Genomic DNA, 16,232 nt, shown 5'->3' on the forward strand with positions numbered 1-16,232 from the left:
AGTCCGCACCACGGCGGCCAGGGGGTTCCCATGGCTGCCCATCTGTCAGGAATGAACCATAGAGGCAGATGGGGCATTTGCGAAAGTCGTGACGACGCAAAAGTCCAGTGGACACGCCGATGAGATCGAACTGTGACCTGACTGACAACTGGCCGTGAGTTGGCTTCGAACCAGTTGCTCGAGCCTGCGTGCAGCACGCTCACCAGCACGAACGTGCCCGTGGGCCGCGCAGCACACCGCCGGCCCGCTCACCGCCACGTCCCGCGCCTCGCCGCTCCCACGCGGGTTGAAGGAAAAGTTCAGATTTCTAGTCGAACCACGGGTCGAGGCCCCATCCCGGGAAGATCGCTCGACGGGTCGCCATGATGGCCGCGTCGACCGGGCTCTCCGGCTCATAGCCGCTGCCCCACTCGCCATAGCGGATGGGACGCCCGCCCAGATCGCCCATCCGACGAGGAGCCACCTGCCCGTAGAGCCGTGACACGTGCTCGCGCCAGGCCTCCGGCACATCCTGGGTCAGCGACAGTGGGTGGTGCGCTGCGATGGCCACCAGGTGGCTCCAGGTCCGCGGGACCACTTCGATGAGCTCGTAGCCGCCTCCACCGACGGCGACCCACTTGCCATCAGTGAGCTCGTGGGACAGGTCATGCAGGAGCGTGTATGCCGCGTGCATGGCGTCGATGGACACGGCCAGGTGGCTGAGGGGGTCGGCATAGTGTGCGTCGCAGCCCTGCTGCGTCACCAGGATCTGCGGGCGGAAGGCGCGCAGCACCTGCGGCACGGTGGCATGGATGGCGCGCAGCCAGCCCCCGTCACCGGTCCCGGCGGGCAGCGCCACGTTGACGGCGCTGTCCGGTGCCTTGGGCCCTCCCGTGTCGCCCGGGAAGCCGGTGCCCGGGAACAGCGCCGTGCCCGTCTCGTGGACCGAGACCGTCAGCACCCGCGGATCGTTCCAGAAGGCGCGCTCGACCCCGTCGCCGTGGTGCGCGTCCACGTCGACGTAGGCGACGCGCTCCACGCCCTGGTCGAGCAGCCACTGGATGCCGACCGCGATGTCGTTGTAGACGCAGAAGCCCGACACCGCGTCCGGCATCGCGTGATGCAGACCACCGGCGATGTTGACTGCGTGCTGGGCCTCCCCCGTCCACACCGCGCGGCAGGAGTCGATGGTCGCCCCGACGGCCAGGGCTGTCGCCGAGTGCATCCCAGCGAAGCTGGGGGTGTCCTCACCGCCCAGCCCGTGTCCGCTGACCGGGGCGCCGGGGTCAGCGGAGACCGCTTTGACGGCGTCCACCAGGGCAGCGCTGTGCACCGTGCGGATCTGGTCGTCGGTGGCTGCCGTGGCCTCGACCACGGCGACCTCGGGAAGATCGAGCAGCCCCAGCTCCTCAGACAGGCGGTGCGTGAGCGCCAGTCGCAGCGGATGCATCGGATGTCCCGGCCCGAAGTCATAGGACATGAAACGCTGGTCCCAGACGACACGTGCCCCAATCATGGGGCCACGCTAGACCACGAGCGCGAGGAGCCGAGCATGGTCGGGTTGGGCAAGCACCGATTGTTTGACGAGGACGTCCTCGTGATCGGCCTGGGGCGGTTCGGGGCGGCGGCCGCTCTGGAGATGGATCGGCTCGGCTATCGGGTGCATGCCATCGAGTCCGACGGGCTGCTCGCCGAGCGCTTCTCCCGCAAGCTCACGCGCGTCCTCGCCGTCGACGCTGCAGACCCCGCGCAGTTGGCTGAGGCCAAGCCGGGCGACTTTCGCATCGCCGTGGTCGGCATCGGCTCGTCCATCGAGGCGTCCCTGCTGACAGCTGGCAACCTGGTCGACGCTGGCCTGCCCTCCATCTGGGCCAAGGCGGTCTCGGCCGAGCACGCTCGGTTGCTGGAGCGCATCGGGGTGCACCACGTGATCTTCCCCGAGGCCGAGTCCGGCAGTCGCGTCGCGCACCTGGTCAACGACCGCATGCAGGGTTACATCGAGTTTGAGGACGGCTATGCCATCGTCAAGATGACCCCTCCGCAGGAGCTGATCGGCTTCACCCTGGCCGAGACCGACATCCGCAAGCGTTATGGCGTCACGGTCGTCGGCGTGAAGGCACCCGGCGAGGACTTCACCCACGCCCTGCCCGAGACCAAGGTCGGTCGACACCACATCATGATCGTGTCCGGCCCCAGCAAACTGATCGAACAGCTCGCCGCCCGCCCCTAGCCCCATCTCCGACCGAGCGCATGGGCACCTGAAAATTCACTCCACCGAGCGCGTGAGCGCCTGAACCTGGACCCCACCGAGCGCGTGAGCGCCTGAACCTGGACCCCACCGAGCGCGTGAGCGCCTGAACTTGGACCCCACCGAGCGCACGGGCGCCTGAACGCTGACCCCACCGAGCGCACCGGCGCCTGAACGCTGACCCCACCGAGCGCACCGGCGCCTGAACGCTGACCCCACCGAGCGCACCGGCACCTTAATCGTCACCCCACCGCGCTCAGCGCGTGCACCCGGACAGGCAACGTGGCGAAGCCACGGCCAGAGCAAGGCGCTGACCGGCGGTTTTCCTGGGGCGCCTCCGACGTCGCCGGTCTGAATGCACGCCAGCGTCGCGTGTGAGGGCGCCAGGCAGCGAGCCAGCCGCAGTGGCCCGGTGGCAGGACAGAGCCGCCGACGCGCTCGGTCGCGGTGAGAATCAGCCGTCGACGCGCTCGGTCGCGATGAGAGTCAGCTGCCGACGCGCTCGGTCGCGGTGAGAGTCAGGCGCCCACGCGCTCGGTCACGGTGAAAGTCAGCCGCCGACGCGCTCGGTCGGGAGGAAAATCAGGCGCCCACGCGCTCGGTCGGGAGGGGGTCGGTCGGGAAGGGGGTGGGACGGAGGGAGGTGGGCCTCAGAGGGAGGTGGGCACTCCAGCGGAGTTGCTCAGCGGGAGCACCATGGCCAACTCCTCGGCGTCCTCGGCGTCGTCGACACCGTGGATCTCCATCGGGCGGCGGCTGTCGGTGGGGCGGAAGCCAAAGCTGCTCGCGAAGGCCACGGCACGACCGTTGTCGGTGCCTACCCAATAGATCAGCTGCTTGAGCTCGTCGGCGCGGGCCTGCGCTGCGGCCGCCTCAAGGAGCTTGCGGGCGACACCGCTGCCGCGGCGGGCCGGGTCGACCCAGAGTCCGAAGAGCTCTCCGATGCCCTCCTCGGCGATCTTGTGGCTGCCCACGCTGACCACCCCGAGGACGGTGTCGCCCTCCTCGGCCAACAGGCGACGGGAGCGCTGCATGCGGTCCCGCCAGCGCGACTCCTCGTAGGACTGCTCCTCCTCCGCCGAGGCGACGAAGGCCTCCGGGGATTCCTTCAGCGCACGCAACCGAACATCGCGGTACTCCGACCAGTTCTCTTCCTCAAGCAGACGCACGCTGATCTCACTCATGGGCATTACTCTGGCACAAGCCACCCCCAGGACTCCACGGGGGCCGTGGTGAACAGTGGGTGTCGTGGGTCTCACTCACCAGCCGAGAGCTCCTTGGAGCGTCGTGCCGCCGCCTCGATCGCCGTCAGGAAAGCGGCCCTGACCTTGTGGTCTTCCAGTTGTCGCAAGGCCGCAACGCTCGTGCCACCCGGGCTGGAGACCTGCTCGCGCAGGATGCTCGGGTGCTCACCGGTCTCGCGGATCATGGTGGCCGCGCCATAGAGCGTCTGGACCACCATCTCGGTGGCGGTGGAGCGCGGCAGGCCGAGCAGGACACCCGCCTCGATCATCGCCTCGGTGACATAAAAGATGTAGGCCGGACCGCTGCCACTGATGGCCGTGGCAGCATCCTGGTGCTTCTCATCCAGGGTCAGCACCCTGCCAAAGGTCCCCGCCAGCTGCTCGGCCTGCGCCAGGTGCTCAGCGGTGCAGTGCCGACCAGCGCTGAGGATGGACATCCCCTGGTCGACCTGGGCCGGAGTGTTGGGCATCGCCCGCACCACCCCGGTGCCCTCGGGCAGCCGGTGCTCAAGATAGCCCGTGCTGATGCCGGCGGCAACGGAGACCACCAGGGTGTCGGCGCCGATGCAGTCGTGGATCTGGGCCAACAGCCCCGGCATGTCCTGTGGCTTGACCGCGAGCACCACGATCCCCGCTCCCCGGGCGGCCTCCTCCACGGGAGCCGACCCCACGGCATACTGCTGCACCAGCTCACGGGTCGAGGCGGCCATCCGCTCACTGAGCACGATGTCCTCTGGGGCGTGCCCCGAGCGCAGCAGCGCGGAGAGCAGGGCCCCGCCCATCACGCCGGCGCCGAGGATCGCAATGCGCGTCACGGTCACCCCCTGGTGGCGAGCGAGCGCAGAAAGAAGAGCAGGTTGGAGGGGCGCTCGGCCATGCGCCGCATCAGATAGCCATACCACTCGTCGCCGTAGGGCACGTAGACGCGAAACCGGTCGCCCTGGGCAGCCAGGCGCAACTGCTCGTCGGGGCGGATGCCGAGCAGCATCTGGTACTCGAAACTCTCCGGACCACGCCCAGCAGTGGCCGCAAGCACCCCGGCGATCTCGATCAGCCGCGGGTCGTGGCTGGCGATCATCGGATAGCCCTGACCCGCCATCAGGACCTTCAGGCAGCGCACATAGCTCTTGTCGACGTCGGACTTGTCCTGGAAGGCGACCGACTCGGGCTCCTTGTAGGTGCCCTTGCAGAGCCGCACCCGGCTGCCCTCGTGCGCGAGGTCGCGGCAGTCCTGCTCGGTGCGATAGAGATACGACTGCAGGACCGCCCCCACCCACGGCCAGTCCTGGCGCAGCTCGCGCAGGATGCCCAGGGTCGAGTCGGTGGTGGTGTGGTCCTCCATGTCGAGGGTCACGGTGGTGCCGGCGTTGGCAGCCACCTGACAGATCGTGCGCGCATTCTCCAGCGCGATCTTCTCGCCGTCCGCGCCGAGCGCCTGCCCGAGCGCGCTCAATTTCAGGCTCACCTCGACCTGTCCGCCCTGGGTCAGCCCGACGTCCGACAGGGCAGTGAGCAGGTCGACATAGGCATCCTTGGTGTAGGTCGCCTGCGCCGGGTCGAGGGTGTCCTCGCCCAGGAAGTCGATGGTGGCCATCCGCCCGGAGTCAGTCAGCTCGCCAGCGACCTCAACGGCCTGCTGGGTGCTCTCCCCCGCGACGAAGCGCTTGACAACCGAGCGGCTGACGGGGGCCTTCTCCAGGACGTCACGCAGCGCGGTGTTGCGGCTGAGCATGAGCAGTCCCTGCTTCATCCAGACGCTCGGGTCGAGGTCTGCGGCGTCCATGATGTCTCCTTCGTGGATGTCCGGGCGGGTCAAGGTTAGTGGGCGGTGGGACGGCACGGCGAGCGCAACCTCTGTATGCCGAGGGCAGGGTCTGCGGACCAGGTCTCCTCAGGGCAGGGGTTGGCCCAGGTGCTTGCGCGCGAACTCCAGCGACTCTGCCAGGTCCGCCTCGCGCTCCTCCATCGACCGCTTGCGCGTGCCGACCTCCAGGCTCACGGCGCCGGTGTAGCCGCGCTCGACCAGCTCGTGCAGGAGCGTGTCGGCTGGTTGGGTGCCGCGTCCCGGGACGAGGTGCTCGTCCTTGAACGACCCGGTGCCGTCGCCGAGGTGGACGTGGCCGACCCGGTCGCCGAGGCGGTGCAGCAGGTCGACGCAGTCCATTGATCCGGTGGAGGCGTGCGAGACGTCGAGGGTGACGTGCTCATAGGTCTGCTCCACCGGGTCCCAGTGCGGTCGATAGGCCTGCATCTCCGAGCCACCGGCCCGCCACGGGAACATGTTCTCCACGGCCAGCAGCACCTCGGTGTTGGCCTGGCGCTCGGCGATCCCCTCGACGAAGCCCTCCGCATAGTCGCGCTGCCAGCGGAAGGGCGGGTGGATCACCACGACCCCGGCACCGACCTCCTCGGCCAGGCGCACCGACCGGTCGATCTTGGCCCACGGCTCCCAGCCCCACAGTCGCTGGGCCAGCAACAGGGTGGGGGCGTGGATGGCGCCGATGGGCAGGTTGTGCAGGCTGGACAGGGCCTGCAGTGCTCCCGCCTCCTGGGTCAGCGGGTCGGTCCAGACCATGATCTCCACGCCGTCATAGCCCAGCCGCTCGGCCAGGTCGAAGGCATAGGCGCAGTTCTCGGGATAGACCGAGGACGTGGACAGCAGGACGGGTGGGCCGGCCATCAGAGGCTGTCCATCCGGCGCAGGATGAAGCCCTCGCGCAGGGCCCACGGACAGATGTCGAGCTGGTCGACGTCGAACAGCTCCATCGCGGCCTCGACGACCATCGCGCCGGCCAGCATCTGAGGGCCCCGGGCCTGGGAGATGCCCGGGAGGTTGGAGCGGTCCTCCGGTGCCATGGCGGCCAGCTTGGGCACCCAGGCGGCGAGGTCTGCGCGGGCCAGGGTGCGGGGCACGTGTTGCCCCTCCGAGGACGGCGCGGCGCCGCAGAGCCGTCCGAGGGAGCGGATCGTCTTGCTGGTGCCGACCACCCGGTGGGGGGCGCCGACCTTGACCAGCGGGCGGTGCTCCTCGGCGATCTGCGAGCGGATGCGTTTGCGCAGTTCCTTCAGCTTCTTCTCCGACGGGTTGTCACCAGCCAGCTGCAGCTCACGGGTCAACCGGCCCGCGCCGAGCGGCAGGCTGGCCACCGCGTCGGCCTCCTCGTCGATGCCGGCCGCGAGCTCCAGGGACCCGCCGCCGATGTCGATGAGGAACAGGCGCCCAGAGGACCAGCCAAACCAGCGTCGGGCCGCCAGGAAGGTGAGCCGGGCCTCGTTCTCACCCGAGAGCACCTGCAGCTGCAGGCCAGAGGCCGCGCGCACCCGGTCCAGGACCTCGTCGGTGTTGGTGGCGTCGCGGATCGCGCTGGTGGCAAAACCGAGCAGCTCGGAGACCCCGCGGCTCTCGGCGACCTCGACGCAGTCGAGCACGAAACGGGCCAGCCGCTCAGCACCATCCGGCGAGATCGCGCCGTCATCTGTGAGCTGTTCGGCCAGGCGCAGGTCGACCTTGTGGGAATAGTCCGGCAGAGGGTGTGCGCCGGGGTGGGCGTCGATCACCAGCAGGTGCACGGTGTTGGAGCCGACATCGATCACACCGAGACGCATTCCCTCAGGCTAGTCCCTCGCGGCCGGTCCGCCACTGTCGCCTCGTAGAGTGGACGCGTGAGCACCCCAGGCACCAGCACAGGTGAGACCGCGCTGGACGCACCGCGGATCTGGGCCGAGTTCACCGATCCGGCCGAGCCCGAGCAGCGGGTGCGTGCCGACCTGACCTGGCTGACCTCCTCCTGGCACTGCATCTTTGGCTCCGGCTGCGCGGGCATCTATGCCGACCGGCCCGACGACGGGTGCTGCACCCTCGGGGCCCACTTCACCGACGCTGACGACCTCGCGCGGGTCACCGCCGTGGCCGAGCAACTGGGCCCGGACGAGTGGCAGTTCCACGACGAGGGCAGCGCCGTCGTCGACGGGCGGCCCGGTTGGCAGGACGTCGACGAGGACGGCGAGACGGTCACCACCCGTCGGGTCGAGGGCGCCTGCGTCTTCCTGAATCGTCCGGGGCACCCGGCCGGCACCGGCTGCGCCCTGCACTCGCACGCCGTCCTCGAGGGCTCACCGCCGCACCAGGCCAAGCCAGATGTCTGCTGGCAGCTGCCGATCCGGCGCTCCTATCGCACCGTCGAGCGCCCCGACGACACGTCCTATCTGGAGATCACCATCGCCGAGTATGACCGCCGCGGCTGGGGCCCCGGCGGTCACGACCTGGACTGGTATTGCTCCGGGCGACCCGAGGCGCACACCGCCCCCGAGCCGGCCTATCTCGGCCTCGCGGCAGAGCTCACCGAGCTCCTGGGAGCCGAGGCGTATGCCGAGTTGTCGGCCCACTGCGAGGCTCACCTGGCGGCTGTGGCGGCGGCTCGACAGAGCCCCTCGGGGCGGCGTCTGCTGCCCCTGATGGTCCACCCCGCGACCCTGCGGGCCACGCCCTGACCTCTCGGTCGGCGTGACCCGCAGGCCCGTCCCAAACCAGACCAGCACCGGCAGGCGCGTCCCAGTGAGGCCCGTCCCAGGGAGGCCCGTCGCTGATCCAGCTCAGCGCGGCCCGATCCCGTAGGCAGCCAGCACCGTCTGCTCGATGCTGTTGCCGTCCTGGTCGGTGGCCTCGACCCGCAGGGAGACGTGGCCCTCCTGCCGGGGGTGCTTGACCCGCATCGTGAACTGCGTGCCGTCGGACCCACCAGATCGGCGGAGCTCCTGCTCGGTCCACGTGGCCCCGTCGTCGAGGGAGATCCAGGCGCGGGCCGCCTCGATCGGCGCAGCCTGCTCCAGGCCCTCTGGGTGCCGCACGGTCAGCGTGAGCTTCTCGTTGGACCCGGCACGCACCGTGTTGTCGAGGGCGACGGGCACGTCATAGTCGACACTCAGCAGTGGCTGGACGCTCGTGTCGTCACCTCCCTGCGAGGCAAACGTCCAGGAGGTGTCGGTGCGGGTCGAGAAGTCCCAGTTGATGTTGTCCTCGCGCACCACCGACAGGTCGAGCTGCACCGGGCCGTCGCCCACGGCATAGTCGCCCCAGGCCGCGTCGCCCTCGTGCAGCACCTCACCGTCCTGCGACAAGCTCATCGACGTGTCGGCGGCAAAACTGCGCTGCGCCAACGTGCCGTCACCCATCGCCAGCTCGGGGATCCGCAGCGACAGGGTGTCGCCCGTGCGGGTCGGGTCGGCTCCCGGAGCCACCGTTGGTCGGACCACAGCACGGTGCCAGTCATAGGTGACCTCTTCCCCGGGCTCATAGCTGCGGATGGCGTGGAAGGTCCCGTCCTTGATCGGGTTCATGCTGTCCCAGCTGTAGTTGTCGAGCACGTGCTGACGCCACAGGGTGTCGCCGGCCGAGACGATCTCGGTGCGCTGCTGCGGGGTGTGCAGCTCCTGCTGGGTCTCCACGATCGTGGACTGCTGCCAGGGGCGCCAGCCAAAGCGCTGCTCCTTGGTCCACTCCTCACCGCCGGTCTCGTGATAGCGCGCGGTGATCGTGGCGCTGTTCTCAGGGCTCACCGTGTGCACCACCTCCTGTGGGATCGCCCCGGAGGTCACCTGCACGACGTCATAGGTGACAGGGCGGTCCGGGTTGCCGGTGAAGCGCATGCGGACCGTCCGCTCGTTGGCGAGCTGGTCCAGGACCGCCTGTCCCTCGGCAGGCGCCAGCACCATGACCGGGAGGTCGAGCCGGTTTCCGCGCCCCGTGTACTTGATCCAGGACTGCTGCTCCGGCGCGATCATCAGCCCTGCGGCACCGGCGGCGACGGCAGCGTCGACATCCTGCCCGTGCTTGTCCTCCAGGCTGACGACGGCGATCTTGCCCTCGACGTCCAGGCCCTCATAGTCGGCGGGGGTTCCCGCCCCGGCAAAGGCCAACTCCAACGGACGCTTGGACTCCAGCCTCGGCGAGGTGCGCTCGTAGTTGGGATAGATCTCGAACCCGCCGCGACCGAGGGCGGTCCCGGTCAGGGCCGGCGTTCCCAGCTGCCAGCGTGAGCTGAACTCGAAGGTGCCCCCCTGTGGCTCGTCGGTCGGGGTGACCCACACGGACTGCGTCGAGTCAAACTTCATCGTGCTGTTGGACAGGCTGCGACCGTGGAACTCACGGTGGGTGATGAAGCCCAGGTTGCCGCGGGTGGTCGACGGTTCTGGCGTCTCGACCTGCACCTCGGTCGCCTCGCGGGCGTCCAGCAGGACCTCCTGGTCACCGGTGACGTCCAGGTCGGGGTCGGTCACGACCACGGCCGAGTCGAGACCGTCGATCTCCGGGTTCATCAAGGCGTGCAGGAAGTAGTCGCCCTCACCGACCGTGACGGTCACGGTCTGGCCCTCCTTGATGAAGCCGAGGGTGTCGAAGCGCGGGTCCTCGCCAAACAGGGCGAACACGGGGACGGAGATCGACTCCCCCGCGAAGTCCACGGCACTCAGAGTCACGTCGTGGGTCGGGGCCACCTTGACAACGGCGAGGGTGGTGTGGACCTGCGCGTCTCCGGCCTGGGCATGCAGGAACCCGGTGAACTGGCCCCGCTCGAGCAGGGTCGGGTCGGCGGTCACCGAGACCGTCGCCGTGTCCCCAGCGGGGACGGTCACCGAGTCAGCGGACAGGGTGACGCCGCCGTCGCTCGGGGCGTCGCCGCCGAGGTCGGACAGGTCAAGGTCGAGGTCGAGGGTCAGCTCCTCGTCGCCAGTGTTGGTGTAGGTGACCTCGAAGGTGCCGGACTCGGTGTCGGCGTCCTCGTAGGTGCCGAGGTGCACACTCCCGGTCGCGGTCAGCTCCTGGGTCACGGCCCGGCTCAGGTCGACCCGGCCACCTCCCTGCTCGTATGCCGTGAGGTCGGGGTTGGTCGCAGCGGTGCTGGTCAGCGCGTCCTTGAGTTGCTCACCGTCCCAGTCGGGGTGCTGGGCCGCCAGCAGTGCCGCGGCGCCCGCCACGTGCGGCGTGGCCATCGAGGTGCCGTTGGCGGCGGTGTAGAGGTCATCGACGGGGCTGCCCATGGCCGTGCCGTCCGCGCGTGCGGCGACGATGCCGACGCCCGGGGCGGTCAGGTCCGGTTTCACGGCCAGGTCATTGAGCCGCGGGCCGCGGCTGGAGAACTCAGCCAGCGACTCGTCGCGGTCGACGGCGCCGACGGTCAGGGCCGCGTCGGCCGAGCCCGGGGAGCCGATCGTCGAGCTGGCCGGACCGTCGTTGCCGGCCGCGACGACGAAGAGTGAGTCGCTGTCCTCGGAGAGGGTGTTGAGTGCCTGGCTGAGCGGGTCGGTGCCGTCGGTGGGGCCTCCGCCGAGGCTCATGTTGATCACGTCGGCGTCCTGTGCGACGGCCCACTCCATGCCGGCGATGACGCCGGACGTCGCACCGTTCCCGTCATCGCCCAGCACCTTGCCGGAGATGATCGAGGCACCCGGCGCCACGCCCTTGCGCAGGCCGTCGGAGCCGTCCCCGGTGCCGGCCGCGGTGGCCGCGACGTGCGTGCCGTGCCCGACGTGGTCGATCAGGTTGCCGCTGCCGGAGAAGTCCTCCTGCAGCGTGACCTGCCCGGCGAGGTCGGGGTGGTCGGCATCGACGCCAGTGTCCAGAACGGCAACAGTCACACCGCTGCCGTCGATGCCGGCCTCCCAGGCCGTCGGCGCACCGATCTGAGCGACGCTCTCGTGCAGATCGGCCGTGACCGGGGCGTCCAGCCAGAGGCGCTCGACAGAGGAGGTGAGGTCCGCCTCGGCCCCACTGGTGGCGAGCTGCGCCGCCTCCTCGGCCGGCACTCCCGTGATCGTCGTCCAGAAGTCCTCGGCGTTGTCCTTGTCGACTGCCAGGGCGCGCGAGTCGATGCTCGCCAGCTCGACCCCGGGGTCGACCCCCTGGACCGCGCTCAGGGCCGAGCTGGCCGCGCTGAGGCGGCCCTCGGCATACGTGGCAATGAGGGGCAGTGACGCAGAGTCTCCATCGCCGAAGCCGGCCTCGAGCAGCAGGTCGACGTTGAACAGGTCCGGGTCGAGGTCGCCGTCAGCGACATAGGGCACGGCGTCGAGGGGGAGCACGTGCAGCTCGCCGTCGATCTCCATCTGGTGGATGGTGATGCCCTCGCGCCCCTCACCCGGCTCGAGCTCGACCGTCCGACGGCCCTCGCCGACCTCGGTCAGGCGCAGCGTGTCGCCGGTGAGCAGGGTGAGCGTGGAGGACGTGCCGTCGGCGGACTGCGGCTCGGTTGCTGCCTCGCCGGTTGCTGCCTCGCCGGTTGCTGCCTCGCCGGTGGTCGCGTGACTGGCCGAGGCGAGGCCGCTGGCGACCAGGCACACGGCCAGGGTGGCGCCGATGGCTCCGCGGGCGGGAGTGGATGGATGACGCATGTCAGGCGTGCCTTTCGTGGACTCAGGAGCAAGATGACGCCCCTCCCGTCCACCCTGCGCCGTCGACGACCCCGTTGTCAGGTGTTTGCCGTGCCGTGGTTGCGCCATGTCGCAACCGCGCCACGGTTCCACGCGCCCGTCGTGCACCGCCGGTCACCCCTGCCCGCTTCTGCACGCCGCTGCGGGCGGAGCGGGCGCCGTGGGCGGGCCTGTCAGCCGCGCCGCCTAGAGTTCCTGGGCGTGGCAACCAACAGGGCGACCAAGAGCAAGTCCCCCACCTATCGGTGCACCGAGTGCGGCTGGGCGGCGATCAAGTGGGTGGGCCGGTGCGGCGAGTGTCAGGCCTGGGGCACGCTGGTGGAGGCGGGCGGTCAGACCTCGGTGCGCACGGCCGCCGCAGCGCCGGGTCGTCCGGCCGTGCCCATTGCCGACGTCGACGCGTCCCTGGCCCGGGCCGGCACCACCGGGGTCGGTGAGTTCGACCGCGTCCTGGGCGGCGGACTCGTGCCCGGCGGGGTCGTCCTGATGGCCGGCGAGCCCGGCATCGGCAAGTCCACCCTGGCCCTCGACGTCGCGGCCCGGGCGGCTCGGGAGGGACGACGGGTCCTCTATGTCTCCGGCGAGGAGTCCGCGGCCCAGGTGCGACTGCGTGGGCAGCGCATCGGCGCCCTGGCCGACACGCTCTATCTCGCGTCCGAGACCGACCTCGGCTCGGTGCTCGGCCATCTCGAGAGCACCCAGCCCGCCCTCGTCGTCGTCGACTCGGTGCAGACCATCGCGAGCGCCGAGGTCGAGGGTGCCCCGGGCAATGTCGGGCAGGTCCGCGAGGTCGCCTCCGCCCTGATCCAGGCTGCCAAGTCGGCCAACATCGCGGCGATCCTGATCGGCCATGTCACCAAGGACGGTGCGATCGCCGGTCCCCGCGTGCTCGAGCACCTGGTCGATGTCGTCGTGCAGTTCGAGGGTGAGCGACACTCACGTCTCCGCCTGGTGCGTGCAGTCAAGAACCGGTTCGGCCCGACCGACGAGGTGGGCTGCTTCGATCTGGGCGACTCCGGCATCGTCGGCCTCCCCGACCCCAGCGGGCTCTTCCTGACCAGCCGGGACCGCCCCGTCCCCGGCACCTGCGTGACGGTGACCCTCGAGGGCCGCCGCCCCCTGGTCACCGAGGTGCAGGCACTGGTCACCGAAAGCTCCGGCGGGTCGCCCCGGCGCACGACGAGCGGTCTGGACTCCTCGCGGCTCGCCATGGTGCTGGCGGTGCTCACGCGCCGGGCCGACGTCTCGGTGGCAACGCACGACTGTTATGCCTCCACCGTCGGCGGCGTCCGACTGGCTGAGCCCTCCGCCGACCTGGCCCTGGCCCTGGCCGTGGCCGGCGCCCACCGGGACGCGCCCCTGCCGCAGGGTCTGATAGCTGTCGGCGAGGTGGGCCTGGCCGGAGACATCCGACCGGTCACCGGGCTGCCGAGACGGCTCAGCGAGGCCGCGCGGATCGGCTTCACCCGCGCCGTCGTGCCCGCCGGGTCCCTCACCGAGGGGCCCGCTCCCGCCGGGGTGGTGGTGCGTGAGGTGAGCACCCTCAAGGAGGCCGTGGACCTGGCGCTCGGCTGGCAGGCCTGAGGCTGCGCACCGCGACGCCACCTGCTGCTCGCGAGCGTCCCTTCCTGGCCGCTGCCTGCGCCTGGGGCATGGCCTTCATCTCGGATCGGTAAAGGTTCTGCGATGCAGGTCAGATTGGGCCTCTGGCCTGGATAGACTCCCGCACGTCAGCCCAGGCACGGACGGAGCATCAGGTGGAGCGCAGTGATGAGGAGTCCTTGCGCTCGACGCTTGCCGCAGTGGCTCCCGGCACCGAGTTGCGAGACGGCCTCGAGCGGGTCCTGAGAGGCCAGACCGGCGCCCTGGTGGTGCTCGGCTATGACAAGACGATCGAGGCGATCTGCTCGGGTGGCTTCGAGCTGGACATCGAGTTCTCCAGCACCCGTCTGCGTGAGCTCGCCAAGATGGACGGCGCGATCGTCCTGGAGCGGGACGGCTCCCGCATCGTGCGCGCCGCGACGCAGTTGGTGCCCGACCCCACCATCGAGACCCGCGAGAGCGGCACCCGACACCGGACTGCTGAGCGCGTGGCCAAGCAGACCGGGCTGCCAGTGGTCTCGGTCAGCCAGTCCATGGCCATCGTGGCCATCTATGTCGGCGGGCTGCGCCACGTCCTCGAGGCCTCGACCGCAATCTTGTCCCGGGCCAACCAGGCCCTGCAGACCCTGGAGCGCTACAAGTCCCGCCTGGATGAGGTCAACAGCAGCCTGTCGGCCCTGGAGATCGAGGACCTGGTGACGATCCGGGATGTCACCGCCGTCCTGCAGCGCCTGGAGATGGTGCGCCGGATCAGTGAGGAGATCGCGCAGTATGCCCTGGAGCTGGGCACTGACGGGCGGCTGATGAACCTGCAGCTCGAGGAGCTCACCGGCGGCCTGGGCAATGATCGTGAGCTGGTGATCCGCGACTACGCCGAGGACATCTCCGACGAGCCGTCCGTGCAGGCCGTGCTCGACTGCCTGTCCTCGATCAGCGGCACCGACCTGCTCGACCTCACGTCCTCGGCCAAGTGCCTCGGCTTCACCGTGGTCGGCGACGGGCTGGACGCCAGCGTCAGCCCCCGCGGCTATCGCCTGCTCTCCCGCATCCCCCGACTGCCGGCTGTGGTCATCGACCGGCTGGTCGACCGCTTCGAGTCTCTGCAGGCCCTGCTGTCGGCCAGCCTCGAGGACCTGATGACGGTCGATGGCGTCGGCGAGGGGCGGGCTCGAGCCGTGCGCGAGGGCCTGTCCCGGCTGGCCGAGTCGAGCATCCTCGAACGCTACGTGTGAGCGCCGCCACCGACTCCCACGGCATCCGCACTCCCCTGCTGGACTGGTATGCCGAGCATGCTCGCGACCTGCCCTGGCGCCGTGCCGACTGCTCGCCCTGGGGCGTGCTCGTCTCCGAGGTGATGCTCCAACAGACACCGGTGGCCCGGGTCGAGCCGGTGTGGCGTGAGTGGCTCGCCCGGTGGCCCGAGCCCGCCGACCTGGCCGCCGAGACACCGGGGGAAGCGGTCCGGGCCTGGGGCCGGCTGGGTTATCCGCGCCGGGCACTGCGGCTGCACGCGTGCGCGCTCACCCTGACGCAGGAGCATGACGGGATCGTGCCGGCTGATCTCGGGGCACTGCTCGCCCTCCCCGGCGTCGGGACCTACACGGCCGCAGCCGTCGGGGCCTTCGCCTTCGGCATCCGGTCTGCTGTCGTCGACACCAACGTGCGCCGGGTCCAGGCCCGTGCCGTCACCGGCGAGGCCCTGCCAGCGCAGTCGTTGACCGCCGTGGAGATGCGCCTGGCCGAGCGCCTGCTGCCGACCGACCCGGACATCGCGGCCCGGTGGAACATCGCGGTCATGGAGCTCGGCGCGCTGGTGTGCACGGCACGCTCACCCGACTGCGAGCGTTGCCCGATTCGCGACGCCTGCGCCTGGGTCGCCGCGGGCTCGCCACCGTATGCCGGACCGCCGCGCCGCGGACAGGCCTGGGCCGGCACCGACCGGCAGTGTCGCGGCCGGGTGGTTGGGGCGCTCCGGGAGGCTCCGGGCTCCCTTGCTGTCGAGGAACTGCGGGCACTGTGGCCGGACGCCGAGCAGTTCGCCCGATCGTTGCAAGGTTTGCTCGACGACGGCCTCGTGGAGCGGATCGGCTCCGGTCACATCCAGCTGCCGGGCGGCTAGACACCCCGCAGCACCGACTCGTCGCGAGCCGCTGCCCGTGACGCTGTGTCAGGACGCCGTGTCAGGCGGTGCGCGCCTCAGGCCGCACGGCGCGGAAGCCAACGCCCCGCACGGCCTCGATGACGACCGGCGCGCCCTTCCTGGCGAGCTTGGCTCGCAAGCGCTTGACCACGGCGTGGACCTGACTCGCGTCGCCCAGGTGATCGGTGCCCCAGACCTCGCGCACGATCTCGTCGAAGCGCCAGACACGGCCCGGCTCGTTGATCAGGCGGCGCAGGAGCGAGAACTCCAGGGGCGTCAACGTCACCTCGACGGAGCCGAAGCGCACGGCCCGGCGGTCCTCGTGGATGCGCACCCCGGGGGCGGCTGGCCGTTCACCCGCGGGCACGCTGCGGGGCTTGACGCCCACAGGTGGCGCCTGGCGCGACCCCATGAGGCTCTGGGCCACCTCGACAGAGGGGACCACGAGCACCGAAGCGGTGGGGTCCAACTGGGATAACAGGGCGTTGCGCTCCTGCACGGTGGGGGCCACCAGAACAACTAACGGAGCTGACCGGGATGCCTGAAGATCGTGACGCGGCTCCGTTGCTGCTGTCTGGGTCATGCACCTGCTCCT

Annotated in this window: 13 protein-coding genes; 5 read left to right on the top strand and 8 right to left on the bottom strand. The window is 70.2% G+C overall.

The window, feature by feature from the left end; translation table 11 throughout:
- Positions 1-307: 307 nt before the first annotated feature.
- On the bottom strand, positions 308-1,495 hold the full coding sequence (locus NF556_RS18555; protein ID WP_252592675.1) for an acetoin utilization protein AcuC: 1,188 nt from the start codon (positions 1,493-1,495) through the stop codon (positions 308-310).
- Positions 1,496-1,531: 36 nt separating this feature from the next.
- Here NF556_RS18555 and NF556_RS18560 point away from each other — a divergent pair, with 36 nt between their 5' ends.
- A complete protein-coding gene (locus tag NF556_RS18560) occupies positions 1,532-2,209 on the top strand; it encodes a potassium channel family protein (protein WP_252592676.1) in 678 nt (225 codons plus the stop codon).
- Positions 2,210-2,877: 668 nt separating this feature from the next.
- Here the strand turns inward: NF556_RS18560 and NF556_RS18565 are convergent.
- The 5 genes from NF556_RS18565 to NF556_RS18585 all read right to left on the bottom strand — a co-directional run bounded on the left by NF556_RS18565 (position 2,878) and on the right by NF556_RS18585 (position 7,077).
- Entirely contained in the window at positions 2,878-3,411 is a 534-nt protein-coding gene (locus NF556_RS18565; RefSeq protein WP_252592677.1) for a GNAT family N-acetyltransferase, read from the bottom strand.
- Positions 3,412-3,482: 71 nt separating this feature from the next.
- On the bottom strand, positions 3,483-4,286 hold the full coding sequence (proC, locus tag NF556_RS18570; protein WP_252592678.1) for a pyrroline-5-carboxylate reductase: 804 nt from the start codon (positions 4,284-4,286) through the stop codon (positions 3,483-3,485).
- Positions 4,287-4,288: 2 nt separating this feature from the next.
- Positions 4,289-5,254 carry a proline dehydrogenase family protein gene (locus NF556_RS18575; RefSeq protein ID WP_252592679.1) on the bottom strand — a complete coding sequence of 322 codons (966 nt, stop codon included), beginning with the start codon at positions 5,252-5,254 and terminating at the stop codon, positions 4,289-4,291.
- A gap of 108 nt (positions 5,255-5,362) precedes the next feature.
- Complete coding sequence (locus tag NF556_RS18580; RefSeq protein ID WP_252592680.1) at positions 5,363-6,151, bottom strand: sugar phosphate isomerase/epimerase family protein; 789 nt, start codon at positions 6,149-6,151, stop codon at positions 5,363-5,365.
- The gene (locus NF556_RS18585; RefSeq protein ID WP_252592681.1) at positions 6,151-7,077 is read right to left on the bottom strand and encodes a Ppx/GppA family phosphatase; all 927 of its coding nucleotides are present in this window, start codon (positions 7,075-7,077) and stop codon (positions 6,151-6,153) included. Before NF556_RS18585 ends, NF556_RS18580 begins: the two co-directional genes overlap by 1 nt.
- Before the next feature lie 57 nt (positions 7,078-7,134).
- Here NF556_RS18585 and NF556_RS18590 point away from each other — a divergent pair, with 57 nt between their 5' ends.
- Positions 7,135-7,962, top strand: coding sequence for a DUF3109 family protein (locus NF556_RS18590; protein ID WP_252592682.1), 828 nt, complete (start codon positions 7,135-7,137; stop codon positions 7,960-7,962).
- Between the two features lie 102 nt (positions 7,963-8,064).
- On the opposite strand, the gene NF556_RS18595 is transcribed toward NF556_RS18590, so the two are convergent.
- Positions 8,065-11,856, bottom strand: a complete 3,792-nt coding sequence (locus NF556_RS18595) for a S8 family peptidase (RefSeq protein ID WP_252592683.1) — start codon at positions 11,854-11,856, stop codon at positions 8,065-8,067.
- A 234-nt stretch (positions 11,857-12,090) separates the two neighbouring features.
- Between NF556_RS18595 and radA the strand changes: the two genes are divergently transcribed.
- The 3 genes from radA (at position 12,091) to NF556_RS18610 (ending at position 15,616) form a co-directional block, all read left to right on the top strand.
- Positions 12,091-13,479: a DNA repair protein RadA gene (gene radA / locus NF556_RS18600; protein WP_425607078.1), complete on the top strand. Its 1,389-nt coding sequence runs from the start codon at positions 12,091-12,093 to the stop codon at positions 13,477-13,479.
- A gap of 173 nt (positions 13,480-13,652) precedes the next feature.
- Positions 13,653-14,729, top strand: coding sequence for a DNA integrity scanning diadenylate cyclase DisA (disA, locus tag NF556_RS18605; protein ID WP_252592685.1), 1,077 nt, complete (start codon positions 13,653-13,655; stop codon positions 14,727-14,729).
- Entirely contained in the window at positions 14,726-15,616 is an 891-nt protein-coding gene (locus tag NF556_RS18610; RefSeq protein ID WP_289781764.1) for an HhH-GPD family protein, read from the top strand. Before disA ends, NF556_RS18610 begins: the two co-directional genes overlap by 4 nt.
- Positions 15,617-15,677: 61 nt before the next feature.
- Here NF556_RS18610 and NF556_RS18615 read toward each other — a convergent pair whose 3' ends face one another.
- Entirely contained in the window at positions 15,678-16,220 is a 543-nt protein-coding gene (locus NF556_RS18615; RefSeq protein WP_252592686.1) for a winged helix-turn-helix domain-containing protein, read from the bottom strand.
- Between the last annotated feature and the right edge of the window lie 12 nt (positions 16,221-16,232).

Origin of the sequence: Ornithinimicrobium faecis, from assembly GCF_023923225.1 — a bacterium.
Lineage (GTDB): Bacteria > Actinomycetota > Actinomycetes > Actinomycetales > Dermatophilaceae > Ornithinicoccus > Ornithinicoccus faecis.